Source organism: Paenibacillus endophyticus (genome assembly GCF_014192395.1).
In the GTDB taxonomy this organism is placed as follows: domain Bacteria; phylum Bacillota; class Bacilli; order Paenibacillales; family Paenibacillaceae; genus Pristimantibacillus; species Pristimantibacillus endophyticus.
Genome location: NZ_JACHXW010000001.1, coordinates 159,717 through 175,029, shown reverse-complemented (window position 1 = coordinate 175,029; position 15,313 = coordinate 159,717). Strand labels below are relative to the sequence as shown.

Sequence of the window (15,313 nt, the reverse complement as noted above, 5' to 3'; positions counted from 1 at the left end):
CATAGTCGCAAAACGGATTATGCTAGGCATATTTTATGGTTTTATGTGCAAACTATGGAAGCTTATCCAGTAGTCATTTCTCAAGCAGCATGTATAGAAAGGGGGTCCTACCTATGAACGAACGTATCCGATTATTGTTCGCGGAAGCCGTAGACATCAAGCTCGAGGTTCTGCACAACAGCGAAATGACGATTGAAATCGCATATATCGCGCCGCTTTGCGAGGAAAATAAAATCAATGATTTCATTATCGTCCCTTTCACCAAGGATTTCTACCCGTTTGAAAGCCAACTGAAAACGAATCCTGATTATCGCAAGGTCGACGATGTCGCGAAATGGCAGGATCTTATGCTAAGAGGAAATGTACTCATAGAAGCCGATGGCATTATCTATTCCTTTGAAGCTTCCCGTATTATCAGCATCGAGAATCCGCAAACACAAGTAGAAAGCGCTATACAGGGCCCGCAGCTTGCGCTAAGCGAAGACTTGAACATCTCGCTGAACCTCATCCGCAGCATGTACCCTTCAGCAGATTTGTCCGTAGAGGAGCATACCATCGGTTCTTTATCCAAAACGCCGGTATTGGCTTTATATGATCAAAGACGCGTTGACCCTACAGTACTCGATAGCGTTCGCACGAAGCTCATGACGATCAACGTAGAAATGCTGCATGCAGCAGGAGAATTGGAAAAACTGCTTGTCGGGAAACGCAAGCATTTGTTCCCGACCATCCTTATTACGGAGCGTCCCGACCGAATTACCAAAGCCCTTTCCAAAGGAAAAATCATTATATTGCTCAAAGGAAATATGTTTGCGATTATTTTACCTGCTACCTTTTTCGATTTCATGCATGCGATGGAGGATGATTACGACGCCTACTGGATGACCCGATTTCTCATCTTCCTTAGGTATACTTCTATCGTATTGACGATTACATTACCAGCGCTCTATATCTCGGTTGTATCCTACAACCCGGAGCTGTTTCGCGTCCAGCTCGCTTTTTCGATTGCGGGAAGCCGCTCCGCGGTCCCTTACCCTTCGTTTATTGAAGTGTTTATTATGCTTTTTATGATCGAAACGCTAATTGAAGCGAGCATTCGCTTGCCGCGCTATATAGGCTCTACAGCTACGACCGTTGGAGGGCTTATTCTCGGTCAAGCAGCCCAGCAGGCGGGTTTGGTAAGCAGCATTATGATCATTGTGACATCCGTTGTGGCAATCTCTAACTTTGTCATTCCCGTCAATTCGCTTTCCTTTGCCATACGCTTCTTGAAATATCCATTAATCGGCATTTCCATATTTTTCGGGATTTCTGGCGTCGCGGTTGGCTTGTTCGTTTACATAGCCTATCTCTGCAATCTGAGAAGCTTCGGAAAACCATATATGCGCATCTTCGGGAAATTAAGACCTCTGGAAGGTGATGTCGGGCAGGTGAAAATTAAATGAACCGCTATGTTTTTTATAATTTTATGCTTGTCAGCTTTATCAATTTGATGCTTTACGTCCCCCACATATTAATTCAATACCGTTATACAGGTGCCGTATCATCTATTGTCATCGGCATTCTAATCGGTACGATTCTGGTTTACCTGTATACTAGCGCAATGGCTCGGTTCCCTGGCAAGGGGCTGCCTGAAATTTTAAAGCTGTATAGTCCAAAATGGCTTGTCTCTATCATGATGTTTTTTCTCGCGATCATGTGGTGGTTTGCGACGACAGTCGTAGTCGTAGCCTATGCGGTGTTAATCAACCGCTTCTTTAATCCCGATGCCAATACGATCGTCATTCTGATTATGCTAGTCCTTGCCTGCGGCTATGCGGCTACCAGGTCGACGTTGTCGGTCATGTTTGTCGTTGAGATTGGGCTGATCATCAATGCGCCAATCATCCTGTTTGTATTGTTCAAAGCTGTGCGCAGCACGCAGCTCAGCTGGGATGCCATCCGTATTGTTGCCAATTACGTAACCGCGATGCCTACCTTATCCTGCATTGCGGCAGCATCGTTTATTTTTACGGGTTACATTAATTTATCGCTGTTCAATCGGCTGCTCCCGCCTAATTTCCGCTTTAAATTCCGATTTGTCTATCCACTCTTCGGTGCCATGATCCTGCTGATTACCTTCTTTGTTCCTATCGGCTTTCACGGTACCGAGGGCGTAGCGCAATACATATACGTCTGGAGCCTTACAGCAGACTCGCTGCTGATGCAATATGGTTTTATCGAACGCGTGTTGTTTCTATTCCTGCTCGTCTATTTGAATTTGACTCTCGTTTATACAATGTCAGGCTGGCATCAAGCGATGGAGTTCGTCAAAAGCTGCATCCCAAGCTACAAGCCTGAAATCGACAGTCCCAAAACACCTTTATCCAATTATGTGATTGTCGGTATCTTTGCCCTGCTTAGCGTGCTCTATCTCGTCATGACAAACGAAAAAATCAATATGATGATCACATCCTATTGGCTTATCGTACGATTATTCGTTGAAATCTTCATCGTGATCTGGGTATTCGTATTAAGCAGGAAAGGGGCAAAAGCCGCGTGAGACTATACATCCGAATCTTTCTGGCGTTGTTTGCGGTCTGCCTGCTCGGAGGCTGCGGCTTTAAGGATATCGACAAGCGCTTCTTTGTCGTTGCGCTCGGAATAGACCAGTCTGACAATGAGAAGAAGCCTTATCGGCTCACTCTGCAGCTTGCCGTACCCTCTCCTAAAATCGAACCTGGCGCTTCCAAAACACAAATTGAATCAATTGATTCCCAAAGCATTGCGGAAGGCGTGCGTATGCTGAAAGCCTATGTCGACAAGGAGCTTGATTTCGGGCATTGCAAAGTGTTTCTCATCGGTGAGAAGCTTGCACGAACAGACTATCAGAACTTACTGCAGTGGATGTCCAGAAGAAGGGATATCCAAAGCGTCGCCGACATTGCAATCGGCAAGCCTGACGCGGAGTCTTTGCTGCAGGTGCAGCCTTTGTCAGAGCGATATCCAGGCAACACTTTATTTCTCAGCTTTGGCGCAGACGGAACAGAATCCTCCTACACCTATGTAGAGTCTGTATCCGATTTCTCAAGGCGTGCCTCCGAGAAAGGGCTTGACCCTTTAATGCCTGTTATCTATAAAGATAACAAGGAAAGCTTCATTATCAACCGAACCGCGCTTCTCAACAAAAAACGGGTAAAGCTGGTATTATCGTCAACCGAATCCCAGCTTTTCAACCAGCTTGCCAATGATTTCACCAAATCTTCGATGCATGGCATGTTTGAGGGCATGGACCTCGTCGTCGCCATAACTGCAATCCATTCCAACTTCCGCATCGGGAAACAAAATGGCGAGGACACCATAACGATGAATATTAAGATGAGGGTTGTGTTTGAGGAAGCGCCCAAGGGGCTTTACGACGAGCAGTGGCGACCGATTGAGATCAGTCTTAATCAGGAATATGCCAAATCCTGTATTGCCCTGCTTAAAAAAATCCAAAAAGCGAACGTGGACCCCATCGGCTTTGGGCTGCGCTACCGAGCAAACCATCCGGGAAAGGATGTCTGGAAAGAATGGAAATCCATCTATCCGAATATTGCGTTTAAAGTAAATGCCGATATTCGGATTGAGGGTACAGGGCTTATTAAATAAACAAATTGCCGCTTGGGAGTTTCCCATGCGGCAATTTGTTTAGAAGCTGCTTAATATTTAAGGAGCAGCCTTTTTGTTTGCTTCAGCTCGTTAATTGTTCCTGCTCCAATGCCGAACATCGCTGTTCGCAGCTCGAACTCAATCCGCTCGAACTGCTGGCGAAGCTGCTCCAGCGATAGGATGCTGCTGTCGTTGGCCGCTTGAGGAAGCAGGACGCGTCCGTATCCCGCAAGATCGGCGCCAAGTGCGATGGCTTTGGCTGCGTCAACCCCGCTGCGCAGGCCGCCGCTGGCAATAATGATAGCGCTTGGCAGCCGATCGCGGATTTCTATTACACTCTCAGCTGTCGGAATGCCCCAATCAGCAAATGACTCCGCTGCCTGTCTCCGCAGCTCGTCGCTGGAGCGGAATTTCTCGACCTGACTCCATGAGGTGCCCCCCGCTCCGGCAGCATCGATAAAGGAAACGCCTACATTGGCAAGCGCTTCAGCTGTATCCGCGTCAATGCCCCAGCCAACCTCTTTCACCCCTACCGGTACATGCAGCGTTTTGCACACCTGTTCAATAGCGGGCAGCAGACTGCGGAAATCGGTATCTCCCTCGGGCTGAAATACTTCCTGCATGCTGTTGAGATGAAGGACGAGCGCGTCAGCCTCCGCTATATCTACCGCTCTGCGGCATGATTCTACACCGAATCCATAGTTGAATTGTACCGCGCCAATATTCGCGATGACCGGCACGGACGGCGCGTCGCGACGAATCGAGAAGGAGCTGGCCAGCTCTTCGTTTTCAATGGCTGCCCGCATCGAGCCGAGTCCGATTGCCCAGCCCCGCTCCTCTGCAACGACCGCCAAGCGGCGATTGATCGCCCCGGCCTCGTCAGTGCCTCCAGTCATGGAACTTACGAGAAGCGGCGCGCCCAGCCTCTTTCCAAACCACTCGGTTCCCAAACTAATCTCGCTGAAGGAAAGCTCCGGCAGCGCATTGTGCTTAAAACGGTACCGCTCCAGCCCCGTCTCGATGCCTACGCTGTTTACCTGCTCCTGCAGGCATATTCGTATATGCTCTCCTTTTCGCTTCGCGGTTGCTGCTTGCTGATCAACTGACATGCTCGTACCTCCCAAGCGCAAACGGGCAGCTTTTCTATGGCAATGCCGCTCACATTTCGCTTCTCTATCATTTTATATCTTGTACTGTTTCATTAGCTCCTCGGCGACAAGCCGGCCGCAAAGCGCCACAATTGGCGTCCCGCCTCCCGAATGCGTTGTGCCGCCTGTCAACCAAAGCCGCTTAATATCGGCAGCGCGGTTGCCCGAACGGAAAAAGGCTTGCTTGGCACCGTTTGAGGAAATGCCGTATTTAGAACCTTCCAGCTAGACGATCTCGTACTAGCATAGCATAATTTTCTGTTTCTCGCTCCCAGCTCCATGACTTTGACACATATGGAGCGTTCACCATCTCGAATAGGCTGCTCGCTCCCTCAAGAGCAGCCGTTTAATAGACATCACAGCATAGTATGTTGACAGCTGGGCTTATTGTCGGCTTAAGCGATTTGAGATGATCAGCAAATGCTTCCTTTATTCACAAATGATTTTTACAATCATTAATATGAAGTTTACAATCATTTTATATTGTTAATTCGTCAATTTTCCTATAAAATAAAGATAATGAAATCACCGAGGAGGCATTCACATGGAAATGATCGTTTTTCAAACGCAAGAGGAATTAGACACTTATGCAGCTCAGCTTTTTATAAATCTCGTTAACGAAAAACCTAACGCCGTGCTTGGACTCGCAACCGGATCGACACCTATCGGCATTTATGACAAAATAGTAGAGTCCCACAAAAACGATAAAGTCAGCTTCAAGGACGCAACCTCCTTCAATCTGGACGAATATGTCGGCATAGCGCCTGAGAATGAACAAAGCTACGCGCATTACATGAACAAGCATTTATTCTCCCATATCGATATGCCTGCCCAAAATGCTCACCTGCCTAACGGCATGGCCGCTGACATGCATGAGGAATCTGCACGTTATGATGCGATGCTTGAGGCTCAGCCTGTCGATATTCAACTGCTTGGCCTTGGGCACAACGGCCATATCGGCTTCAACGAACCAGACGTTCACTTATCGGGGGGCACGCATGCTGTCAAGCTGAAAGCAGAAACCCGCGAAGCCAATGCCCGCTTCTTCGCTTCCATGGATGAAGTTCCTGAATATGCGATCACGATGGGCGTAGGCTCTATTCTCAAAGCAAATACGCTATTGTTGGTCGTTCGCGGCGCTGACAAAGCACAAATTGTAAAGGAAGCTTTAACGGGGCCGATTACGACCAGTGTTCCTGCTTCCTTGCTCCAAACTCATGCCCGCGTCATTGTTCTGCTCGATCGCGAGGCTGGAAGGATGTTGGCCTAACCGATGAAAAGTTGTACGAATTGGCTTATTCATAATGTGAATATCGTGCTTGAGGATCGTGTAGCATACGGCAGCGTTGTCGTACAAAATGGCAAAATTGATCGGGTGATTACGGAGGATTCGTCTAATGCAGCTGCTGTAGCTGCTGAAAACGGGCTATCCACCATCGATGGCGAGAATGGACACCTGCTTCCCGGCTTCATTGACGTCCATGTACACGGCGGCTTCGGTGCAGATTTCATGGATGCCGACAAAGGCAGCTTCGATACGATTACTCGTTTTCACGCTTCACAAGGCACGACTGGCATGCTTGCGACTACAATGACCGCGTCTAAAGAAGCGATTGAAGCCGTCTTGCATAATGTAGCTGATTACCGCAGCTCCGACATGCCATATGCGGCATTATACGGCGTCCATTTGGAAGGGCCATTTATTAGCGAGAAATGGCCCGGCGCTCAAAACCCGGCATTTATCAAGACCCCGCAGCTCGAATGGATGCAGCAATGGCAAGCGGCATGGCCAGGACTCGTGAAGCAGCTTACTTTGGCGCCTGAGAAGGAAGGCTCGATTGAAACGATTGCTTGGCTCGCAGAACATGGCATCATTACGGCATGCGGCCATACCGATGCCGTATATGAAGAGGTCATTGCAGCGGCTGACGCCGGCTTGTCGCAGGCGGTCCATACCTACAATGCGATGCGAGGACTGCATCATCGTGAGCCAGGTACGCTCGGCGCAGTGCTGACCGATGACCGTATTGCTGCCGAGCTTATTGCTGACGGCGTGCATGTACATCCCGCAGCGATTCGGCTTCTGCTTGCAGCAAAGCCTGCTGACAAGATTATTCTCATTACGGATGCAATGGCTGCCGCAGGCATGCCTGATGGCGAATACAGCTTAGGCGGTCTAGCCGTTGTCGTGAAAGATGGGGAAGCCCGCCTGCTCGAAGGGAATGCCCTTGCAGGCAGCTGTTTAACGATGATCGGCGCGCTTCGCTTTATGCGAGAGCATACGGCATTGCCGCTGGAGCAGCTCAGCAGGCTGGCAAGCGGCAATGCCGCAAAGCAGCTTGGTATGAGCGAGCTTACCGGCTCAATCGCTATCGGCAAGCAAGCCGACTTGGTCTGGACGGATGCCGAGCTGCAAGTCAAACGAACTTGGGTACAAGGACGTTCGGTATTCGATGCTAGCTCAAACGAGGCTTGACTTAATAGAATGGCAATAGCAAAGAGCACGGGCATACATGATTGCCCCGTGCTTTTTTTTGTACAATCACATTGGATAATCGAGTCGGATAAACGAAGAGCTTGCAGCAAGAAAAAAGACTTCTAGATAGGCTTGTCCAGCCTTATCGAGAAGTCTTCCATTGCTGATTGCCCATGGATCTCAGCTGCCGCTGCAGCTATCCGGTCACATGCACCGAAATATGATGCTCCTTCAGCACCGCTGCCAGCTCCTTGGCAAGCGGGACATCCGTTATAACGCCGCGAAGCTCTGAGAGAGAGGCAATAGAGAATAACGAGGTACGATCTGTTTTGGTATGATCAAATACGGCATATGCCGCTTGCGAACGCTTAATAAGTGCTTTGGCGATTTGCGCTTCCTGCTCCGAATATGTTGTGATTCCTCCAGCTGCGGAAATTCCGTCCACACCGATAAACATCTTCCCAATATGCAGATGGGCAACCATCCCCTCGCCTAGCGGCCCGCACAGCTCGAAGCTGTTGTGGCGCATAATGCCGCCCGTTACGACCACTTGAATATCGCTTCCTGCAAGCTCCATCGCGATGTTAACCGCATTGGTGACGACGGTTATCCCTCTTCGTGCTTTGAGCTGCTTGGCGATCAGGAAATTGGTTGTGCCACCTGAGAGTCCTATCACGTCGCCTTCAACGATCAGTGACGCTGCAAGCGTTGCGATATGCTCCTTCTCCAGAATCGATAGGCCTTCCTTCTCTGCGAATGGCAAATCCCTTACGGCATTCAGGCCGTCGTACATCGCTCCACCTATCGTTCGAATGACAGGATGCTCGGCTTCCATTTGCTCTAAGTCACGGCGAGCCGTGGCTTCCGAGCAGCCAAAGCGCTCCACCATCTCAGGTATCGTCACTTTTCCCTGCTGCTTTAAAAGCTGCAGAACGGCTTCACGGCGACGCTGCCCCTTATTGCCATTTGCTTCAACCATTATCAGCGCTCCACCCATGCTTTGGCGGACAGCCGCTGCTCGACGACGCTCCACTCGGGCAAAGCTTCCCAATCGCCACGCATTTGTACGACCAAAGAGCCATTTATGCTGGCTAATCGCACAGACTCAACCGGTGACAAGCCCTTCATAATGCCAGCCAAAAAGCCCGCGCAGAATCCGTCTCCTGCGCCAACGGTATCTACGACCTGCTCGGCAGGATAGAAGGGCAAGCTCTCTTCCTGGCCGTTATTCAATACGACAGTCGTATCGCCTCTGCCCTTAATAATCGAAACAGCCTTCAGCTGCGTTAATTGTGCTTTCACATGCTCATAGTCATCCGTATCATAAAGAAGTTTCAGCTCGTCCCAGCCTGGCAGGAAGTAGTCTGCATCCGCAGCAAACGGCAGCAGCACTTCTCTGGCCTCTTCGATGGACCATAGCTTTAATCGCAAGTTAGGGTCGAAGCTAATAAGAACGCCTGCTTCTTTGGCGATATCGATAGCGCGACGAAGCGTCCTGCGGCAATCCTCACTAAGCGCCGCGGTGATACCGGTTACATGAAGTAGCTTGGCGCTGCGGATATAATTCTCGTCCAATTGCTCCGGCAGCATGCGGCTGGCTGCCGAATGCTTGCGGAAGTAATGAACGGCCAAACGACCCGCTACATGCTCGCGAAACATCATACCCGTTGGCGCTTCCGTGCTTAGCTGCGCGCGAGATACGTCCACGCCTTCGCCGCGAAGCGTTTTGAGAATGATTTTGCCGAACGGGTCGTCACCTAAAGAACCAAACCAGCCGACAGAGGCGCCCAAACGCGCAAGCCCGATAGCGACATTGCTTTCCGCTCCGCCGAAGCTTTGCTCAAGCGTCGCAGCACGTTCAATCGACTTATGCTCCTGAGGCATAAATAGAGCCATCGATTCGCCAAACGTTACAATTTCCGGTGTTGATACATGCACGTTAATTTCCCCCTACAGCTTTTAATTTGGACGAACATTAGCTAATTTGGTACATTGGGTATTTCATGAAATAAATAATCACAATATATAGAACCAGTACGATGAGACTCATGACACGCGCTTTGCTGATATGCGCGGTTGCGCTTTTTCCTTCTTGGATAGAAGCGACCACGAGCTTAAGCGGCTTCGAGATGATCCCGCCAAGCGCAGCGATGGCAAGGAACAGCAAGACGACGATGATCATCCAGGCTACTGTGTAATCCGCCTTTGAGATCAGATATCCGCCCGTTAGCAATTGTAGAATTAGAAAGTACTGTGCAATGCGATTAGCTGACAACAGTCCCTCTGCAAGACCGCCTTGTCCAACGCCAGCCAGGTTGGACGCTTTTCCTACCATAATTGGCAGCACAATATAAAAGCCCATTCCCACTGCTCCCAATACATGCAAAAACACCATAACTTTCTCCATTTTTACTCCTCCTGTTTTGGTAAAACGTATTCAGCAAACCACACTTGCCAATATTGTGTATATCGATTAGTTTATCAGAAACGAGATTATTTTCAAATAACAACGCTCCCAGTTCTTCCCTATTAAAGCTATAATTCCGAGCTTATTTGGAATCGTTCCCGAAATTTTCACACCTTGCTGGCATTCAGCGTCTGCTAGAAAACGAAGACGTTAGGATCCTTTCAAACCGTACTTGCTCATTACCCCGTGAATGGCGAAATACGTCACCTCTTCCGGCAGCGCGTCCTTAATCGGACGAAGCTTCTCAATGCCCTGCTCGCCAATCGTTTGGACGATCAACTCCTCGTATTCAGCAGGTATGATTCGGCTCCAATCGACCTCCTCGCCCTCTTCGGCGCAGCGAATAATATGACCCTCAACCGTCACTTTGCTCAAGCCGCGTTCCTTTGCAATCTCAGCTGGCTCCTGTCCCGCTTGAAAATACGCGAGTGTCGCCAAGTGGCTTGGCTGCTCGTCGCTGCCGTTCGCTGTCTTCCCTGAAATGGCAGGCTGTCTCGCAGCTCTTGGCTCAGCGGCAACAGAGCTGCCGCCTCCTGCCAACGATTGAATGATAGCGATTAGATCGCCACCGTATTTATCGGCTTTCGCGGCACCGATTCCTTTGACGCCGAGCAAAGCATCGACGCTTTGGGGCTGTGCATTGGCGATTTCCCTTAGCGTTGCATCGAAGAACAGCATAAACGGCGGAACACCCTCCGAAGCAGCTTTCTCCTTGCGCCACTGCTTAAGCGCATCGAATAGCGGAGATGCAGCAGCATGATCGGCTGAAGCAGCCTGCCTTACGGTAGCCCGCACCCTTTGCATAATCGACTCGCGCCCCTCCAGCACCGGAAGCGCGCTTGCAGCCAAAGATACGACTGGATATTGGCCTTCGCTCAGCTTCAAATAACCTTCTGCAACGAGCCAATACAGCCAGTCCGCGATTTCCTTCTCCGGCAGATGGCGCATAAGGCCGTATGTAGTCAAACGATCAAGCCCAAACTCGAGCAAGCGCTTATCCTTCGAGCCCTTCAGCACCTTGGCTGCCATTGTCACGCCGAAGCGTCCTTTCATGCGTCCGACACAGGAGAGCGCCATCTTGGCTTCCTCTGTCCGGTTAACGGGCTCGCTCTTGTCGAGGCAACTGCTGCACTTGCCACAGGCACCTACTCCCGTCTCGCCAAAATAATCAACGATAAACTGCTGCAAGCAGCGCTGCGTGCGGCTGAAATTCATCATCGTGTGCAGCTTGGCAAGCTGAATGGACTTGCGATCCGTATCTCCCGTCCCCTGCTCTATGAGGAAGCGCTGCACCTGCATGTCAGCCGGCTCGAATAAGAGCACACATTCGCTCTCTTCACCGTCGCGGCCTGCCCGGCCCGCTTCCTGGTAATAGGACTCAATATCACTCGTCATCTGCCAGTGAAGCACGAAACGAACATTTGGCTTGTCGATCCCCATTCCGAATGCGTTCGTTGCAACCATGACGCGAATATCATCAAAACGGAATTTTTCCTGCGTGTCTGCTCTTTCGGCATCCGATAAGCCGCCGTGGTATTTGCCGGCTTGAATGCCCCTTCGTGTCAACTGCTCATATACATTTTCCACTTCTTTGCGTGTGGCCGCATAGATGATGCCGGATTGATCTTTGCGTCCAGATAAAAAGTTTTCAAGAAACTTTTTCTTATCAACGCCGGTAACGACGGATAACGATAGATTAGGCCGGGCGAAGCCCGTTACGAATATGCTGGGCTCACGAAGCTTCAGCATATCGGAAATATCGGTCGCAACTTCTGTCGTGGCCGTAGCTGTAAATGCCGCAACGAGCGGCCGGTCCTTCATGCGGGCGATCCAGCCTGCAAGCTGCCGGTAGCTTGGACGGAAATCATGCCCCCATTGCGATACGCAGTGGGCTTCGTCAATGGCTATGAGCGGGATGGCAAGCTGTTCTGACAAGGTTTGGAACATAGGCGCGTCAAGTCGCTCCGGCGCTACGTACAGCAGCTTGTACTCGCCTTGCATCGCCTTGCGCATCACATCCCGGTATTCCGCCGCTCCCAGCGAACTGTTCAAATACGCGGCAGAAACGCCTACTCTCCGCAGCGCGTCAACTTGGTCCTTCATCAACGATATGAGCGGAGAAATAACTAACGATGTGCCTGGCAGCAGCATGGAAGGAATCTGGTAGCATATCGATTTCCCGCCGCCGGTAGGAAGTATCGCAAGCGTATCCCGCCCATTCAATATGCCTGAAATAATATCTTCTTGTCCTTTGCGGAATGAATCATAGCCGTATACCTTTTTCAGTGCTTGTCTCGCTTGTTCGATCAACTCTCCCACCTCCATAACAACTATAAACCTTTCGTGCCGCAAACATAAACAGAGAGGACCCTGGCAGCAATCTGTCAGGGTCCTCCCAAACGCGTTCGTTTATTTCAACCTGCGAGCAGCACATTTATTAGCCTGTTACCACTTGAATGACATTGCGAACGGATTGGGCAGATTTATCGAGCGCAGCTTTTTCTTCCGCGGTCAAATCAAGCTCAATCACCTTCTCGATGCCGTCTCCGCCAATAATGGCCGGAATGCCCATAAACAAATTGTTATAGCCGTATTCGCCTTCAAGCAAAGCGATAACCGGGATAATGCGTTTTTTATCTTTAAGGATTGCTTCTGTCATTTGGACGAGCGAAGCCGCTGGCGCATAATACGCGCTGCCATTGCCAAGCAGGTTCACGATCTCGCCGCCGCCAACACGTGCGCGCTGCACGATAGCTTCAATACGGTCTGCCGGAATCAGCTTTTCAATCGGGATGCCGCCTACGTTCGAGAAACGAACCAGCGGTACCATATCATCGCCGTGGCCGCCCAGCACGAAGCCGCGAACATCTTCAACAGACACGTTGAGCTCCTGCGCAATAAACGTGCAATAACGAGCCGTATCCAGAACGCCGGATTGTCCAATTACGCGGTTTTTAGGAAAACCAAGCGCTTGAAACGCCGCATACGTCATCGCATCAACCGGATTGCTTAGAATGATGACATAAGCATCTGGGCTGGTCAACTTGATGTTCTCGCATACGGATTTCACGATACCGGCATTGGTGCTGACGAGATCATCGCGGCTCATGCCAGGTTTGCGTGCGATTCCCGCTGTAATAATAACGACATCGGAATCCTTTGTATCCTCGTAATTAGCCGTACCGATAATTTGGGCATCAACCCCAAGCACCGGCGTTGCCTCCAGCATATCAAGCGCTTTGCCTTTTGTTGGGTTCTCAAGCGGCGCGATATCAACGAGAACAACGTCGCCAAGTTCCTTCTGAGCAAGCATAAGCGCAGTAGTTGCACCAGTAAAGCCCGCCCCCACTACCGTGATCTTTTTACGTTTAATCGCCATCTTGAATAAAACCTCCAATAAGAGAATTTCGAACCCACCTAAATCCTCCCTTCCAAGGGAGGACCCCGAGGCGCTGCGCCCTCTGGACACCCGCTGGACTAACTTGGCAGATTGATCGGCGCTTGTTAGGACTGTTGAGCTTGGATCGCTCTCGTCCCTTGGGACACGCTTTACGTTCGCTTGTTTGGGAATGTGTCCCTTGGGGACTTGCATTCCCAGATCCACTGCAAGTGAGAGTGCAGAATGGGTCTCTTACGAGACCGACATTCCTAGATCAAAAGCAGTTGCGAAGTGCAGAACGCGTTCCTGCGGAACGCCTGTTCTCGGATCAAGATCAATTACTACTGCGAAGTGCAGAATGTATCCTTGCAGGACACCCATTCCCAGGTCAAGATCGATTACTACTGCGAAGTACAGAATGTATCCTTGCAGGACACCCATTCCCAGGTCAAGATCAAGATCAATTACTACTACGAAGTGCAGAATGTATCCTTGCAGGATACCCATTCCTAGGTCAAGATCAAGATCAATTACTTCTGCGAAGTGCAAAATGTATCCCTGCAGGACACCCATTCCTAGGTCAAGATCAAGAGATGCTGCGAAGTGCAGAATGTGCCCTTTCAGGATACCCATTCCTAGATCAAGATCAAGAGATACTGCAAAGTTCAGCTTGTGTCCTTGCAGGACACCCATTCTTAGAACAAGAGATATACGAATTGTAGAATGTGTTTCTTGCAAGACGTCTATTCCTGGAATGAGAACAAGTTCTAGGGATTGAAGCAAAATGTGCCCCTTTCGGGACACATTCTTTGTGGTTTGAACTATTTAGTTAAAGATTGGACTACATGTTTTTGATGATTTGATCAGCGAACTCGGAGCATTTCACTTCAGTTGCGCCTTCCATCAAACGTGCGAAGTCGTAAGTTACGGTTTTGTTGTTGATCGAAGCTTCCATACCTTTATAGATAAGGTCAGCCGCTTCCTGCCAGCCTAGGTGCTCAAGAAGCATTACGCCGGATAGAATTACGGAACCTGGGTTTACTACGTCAAGGTCAGCATATTTCGGAGCTGTACCGTGAGTTGCTTCGAAAATTGCGTGTCCAGTCAAGTAGTTGATGTTCGCGCCTGGAGCGATACCGATACCGCCAACTTGCGCAGCAAGAGCATCGGACAGGTAGTCACCGTTAAGGTTCAATGTTGCGATAACATCGAAATCAGTTGGGCGAGTTAGAACTTGTTGCAAAGCAATATCAGCAATTGCGTCTTTAACAATCAGCTTGCCAGCAGCTTCTGCGTCTTTTTGTGCTTTGTTAGCCGCGTCAGTGCCTTCTGCTTCTTTAATGCGGTCGTATTCGCCCCATGTGAACGTTTCGTTAGCGAATTCTTGCTCAGCCACTTCGTAACCCCAGTTTTTGAACGCGCCTTCTGTGTATTTCATGATGTTGCCTTTGTGTACAAGGGTAACGGATTTTTTGCCGTGCTTGATAGCATACTCAATCGCTGCGCGAACAAGACGCTGCGAGCCTTCTTTGGATACGGGCTTGATGCCGATACCGGATGTTTCTGGGAAACGGATTTTGTTTGCTCCCATTTCATTTTGAAGGAACTCGATCACTTTTTTCACTTCCGCTGAACCTTCTTGGTACTCAATACCCGCGTAGATATCCTCTGTGTTTTCACGGAAAATGACCATGTCAACAAGCTCAGGACGTTTTACTGGGGATGGTACGCCAGTGAAGTAACGAACTGGACGCAAGCAAGTGTACAGATCAAGCTCTTGACGAAGAGCAACGTTCAAAGAACGGATTCCGCCGCCGATAGGCGTAGTCAATGGTCCTTTAATCGCAACGATATACTCGCGGATTGCTGTAAGCGTATCAGCTGGCAGCCACTCGCCGTATTGGTTGAATGCTTTTTCGCCGGCGAAAACTTCGTACCAAGCGATTTTTTTCTCGCCGTTATAAGCTTTCTCAACTGCTGCATCAAGCGCGCGTTTCGAAGCTTTCCAAATATCGCGGCCAGTGCCGTCACCCTCGATGAAAGGGATAATTGGATTGTTAGGTACGTTAAGAACACCATTGTCAATTGTAATTTGGTCGCCTTCTGTTGGAAGCGCGAATTTTTCGAACTGTGCCATGAATGAAATCCTCCTTGGATTGGGATCTGCTTATCGAGCAGATCAAATGATTGGTAGTGCTTGCAATATATAACCT

General features: G+C 49.7%; 13 protein-coding genes. 5 read left to right on the top strand and 8 right to left on the bottom strand.

All coding sequences use genetic code 11. The annotated features are described in order from the left end of the window. Nucleotides 1-113 precede the first annotated feature (113 nt). The 3 genes from FHS16_RS00780 to FHS16_RS00770 are packed head-to-tail and all read left to right on the top strand — an operon-like array spanning nucleotide 114 to nucleotide 3,630. Entirely contained in the window at nucleotides 114-1,445 is a 1,332-nt protein-coding gene (locus tag FHS16_RS00780; RefSeq protein ID WP_183557530.1) for a spore germination protein, read from the top strand. After that, nucleotides 1,442-2,542 (top strand): GerAB/ArcD/ProY family transporter, encoded by a 1,101-nt coding sequence (locus FHS16_RS00775; RefSeq protein ID WP_183557527.1) that lies wholly within the window; start codon nucleotides 1,442-1,444, stop codon nucleotides 2,540-2,542. Before FHS16_RS00780 ends, FHS16_RS00775 begins: the two co-directional genes overlap by 4 nt. Further along, nucleotides 2,539-3,630, top strand: a complete 1,092-nt coding sequence (locus FHS16_RS00770) for a Ger(x)C family spore germination protein (protein WP_183557524.1) — start codon at nucleotides 2,539-2,541, stop codon at nucleotides 3,628-3,630. The genes FHS16_RS00775 and FHS16_RS00770 overlap by 4 nt, the downstream gene beginning before the upstream one ends. A gap of 50 nt (nucleotides 3,631-3,680) precedes the next feature. Here FHS16_RS00770 and fni read toward each other — a convergent pair whose 3' ends face one another. Further along, a complete protein-coding gene (fni, locus tag FHS16_RS00765) occupies nucleotides 3,681-4,739 on the bottom strand; it encodes a type 2 isopentenyl-diphosphate Delta-isomerase (protein ID WP_183557521.1) in 1,059 nt (352 codons plus the stop codon). Between the two features lie 583 nt (nucleotides 4,740-5,322). On the opposite strand from fni, the gene nagB reads away from it, so the two are divergent. Together nagB and nagA are read left to right on the top strand one after the other, a co-directional pair. Then, entirely contained in the window at nucleotides 5,323-6,048 is a 726-nt protein-coding gene (gene nagB / locus FHS16_RS00760; protein WP_183557518.1) for a glucosamine-6-phosphate deaminase, read from the top strand. Between the two features lie 3 nt (nucleotides 6,049-6,051). Then, nucleotides 6,052-7,254, top strand: a complete 1,203-nt coding sequence (nagA, locus tag FHS16_RS00755; RefSeq protein WP_183557515.1) for an N-acetylglucosamine-6-phosphate deacetylase — start codon at nucleotides 6,052-6,054, stop codon at nucleotides 7,252-7,254. 196 nt (nucleotides 7,255-7,450) lie between these two features. Here the strand turns inward: nagA and FHS16_RS00750 are convergent, their stop codons facing one another. The 7 genes from FHS16_RS00750 to icd all read right to left on the bottom strand — a co-directional run bounded on the left by FHS16_RS00750 (nucleotide 7,451) and on the right by icd (nucleotide 15,237). Next, entirely contained in the window at nucleotides 7,451-8,233 is a 783-nt protein-coding gene (locus FHS16_RS00750; RefSeq protein WP_183557513.1) for a DeoR/GlpR family DNA-binding transcription regulator, read from the bottom strand. 2 nt (nucleotides 8,234-8,235) lie between these two features. Continuing rightward, complete coding sequence (locus tag FHS16_RS00745) at nucleotides 8,236-9,192, bottom strand: sugar kinase (protein ID WP_183557510.1); 957 nt, start codon at nucleotides 9,190-9,192, stop codon at nucleotides 8,236-8,238. Nucleotides 9,193-9,229: 37 nt separating this feature from the next. Continuing rightward, the gene (locus tag FHS16_RS00740) at nucleotides 9,230-9,661 is read right to left on the bottom strand and encodes a hypothetical protein (RefSeq protein WP_183557507.1); all 432 of its coding nucleotides are present in this window, start codon (nucleotides 9,659-9,661) and stop codon (nucleotides 9,230-9,232) included. 210 nt (nucleotides 9,662-9,871) lie between these two features. After that, the gene (gene recQ, locus FHS16_RS00735; RefSeq protein WP_183557504.1) at nucleotides 9,872-12,031 is read right to left on the bottom strand and encodes a DNA helicase RecQ; all 2,160 of its coding nucleotides are present in this window, start codon (nucleotides 12,029-12,031) and stop codon (nucleotides 9,872-9,874) included. A gap of 127 nt (nucleotides 12,032-12,158) precedes the next feature. Then, the gene (gene mdh / locus FHS16_RS00730; RefSeq protein WP_183557501.1) at nucleotides 12,159-13,100 is read right to left on the bottom strand and encodes a malate dehydrogenase; all 942 of its coding nucleotides are present in this window, start codon (nucleotides 13,098-13,100) and stop codon (nucleotides 12,159-12,161) included. A gap of 252 nt (nucleotides 13,101-13,352) precedes the next feature. Beyond that, nucleotides 13,353-13,883, bottom strand: a complete 531-nt coding sequence (locus FHS16_RS00725; protein WP_183557498.1) for a hypothetical protein — start codon at nucleotides 13,881-13,883, stop codon at nucleotides 13,353-13,355. 58 nt (nucleotides 13,884-13,941) lie between these two features. Then, the gene (gene icd, locus FHS16_RS00720) at nucleotides 13,942-15,237 is read right to left on the bottom strand and encodes an NADP-dependent isocitrate dehydrogenase (protein ID WP_183557495.1); all 1,296 of its coding nucleotides are present in this window, start codon (nucleotides 15,235-15,237) and stop codon (nucleotides 13,942-13,944) included. Nucleotides 15,238-15,313 lie beyond the last annotated feature (76 nt).

Bases quoted from the DNA above. Each gene is read 5' to 3' on its own strand.
- FHS16_RS00780 (WP_183557530.1), top strand. From the start codon at position 114: ATGAACGAACGTATCCGATTATTGTTCGCGGAAGCCGTAGACATCAAG.
- FHS16_RS00775 (WP_183557527.1), top strand. From the start codon at position 1,442: ATGAACCGCTATGTTTTTTATAATTTTATGCTTGTCAGCTTTATCAAT.
- nagA (WP_183557515.1), top strand. From the start codon at position 6,052: ATGAAAAGTTGTACGAATTGGCTTATTCATAATGTGAATATCGTGCTT.
- fni (WP_183557521.1), bottom strand. From the start codon at position 4,739: ATGTCAGTTGATCAGCAAGCAGCAACCGCGAAGCGAAAAGGAGAGCAT.
- nagB (WP_183557518.1), top strand. From the start codon at position 5,323: ATGGAAATGATCGTTTTTCAAACGCAAGAGGAATTAGACACTTATGCA.
- mdh (WP_183557501.1), bottom strand. From the start codon at position 13,100: ATGGCGATTAAACGTAAAAAGATCACGGTAGTGGGGGCGGGCTTTACT.
- FHS16_RS00750 (WP_183557513.1), bottom strand. From the start codon at position 8,233: ATGGTTGAAGCAAATGGCAATAAGGGGCAGCGTCGCCGTGAAGCCGTT.
- icd (WP_183557495.1), bottom strand. From the start codon at position 15,237: ATGGCACAGTTCGAAAAATTCGCGCTTCCAACAGAAGGCGACCAAATT.
- FHS16_RS00740 (WP_183557507.1), bottom strand. From the start codon at position 9,661: ATGGAGAAAGTTATGGTGTTTTTGCATGTATTGGGAGCAGTGGGAATG.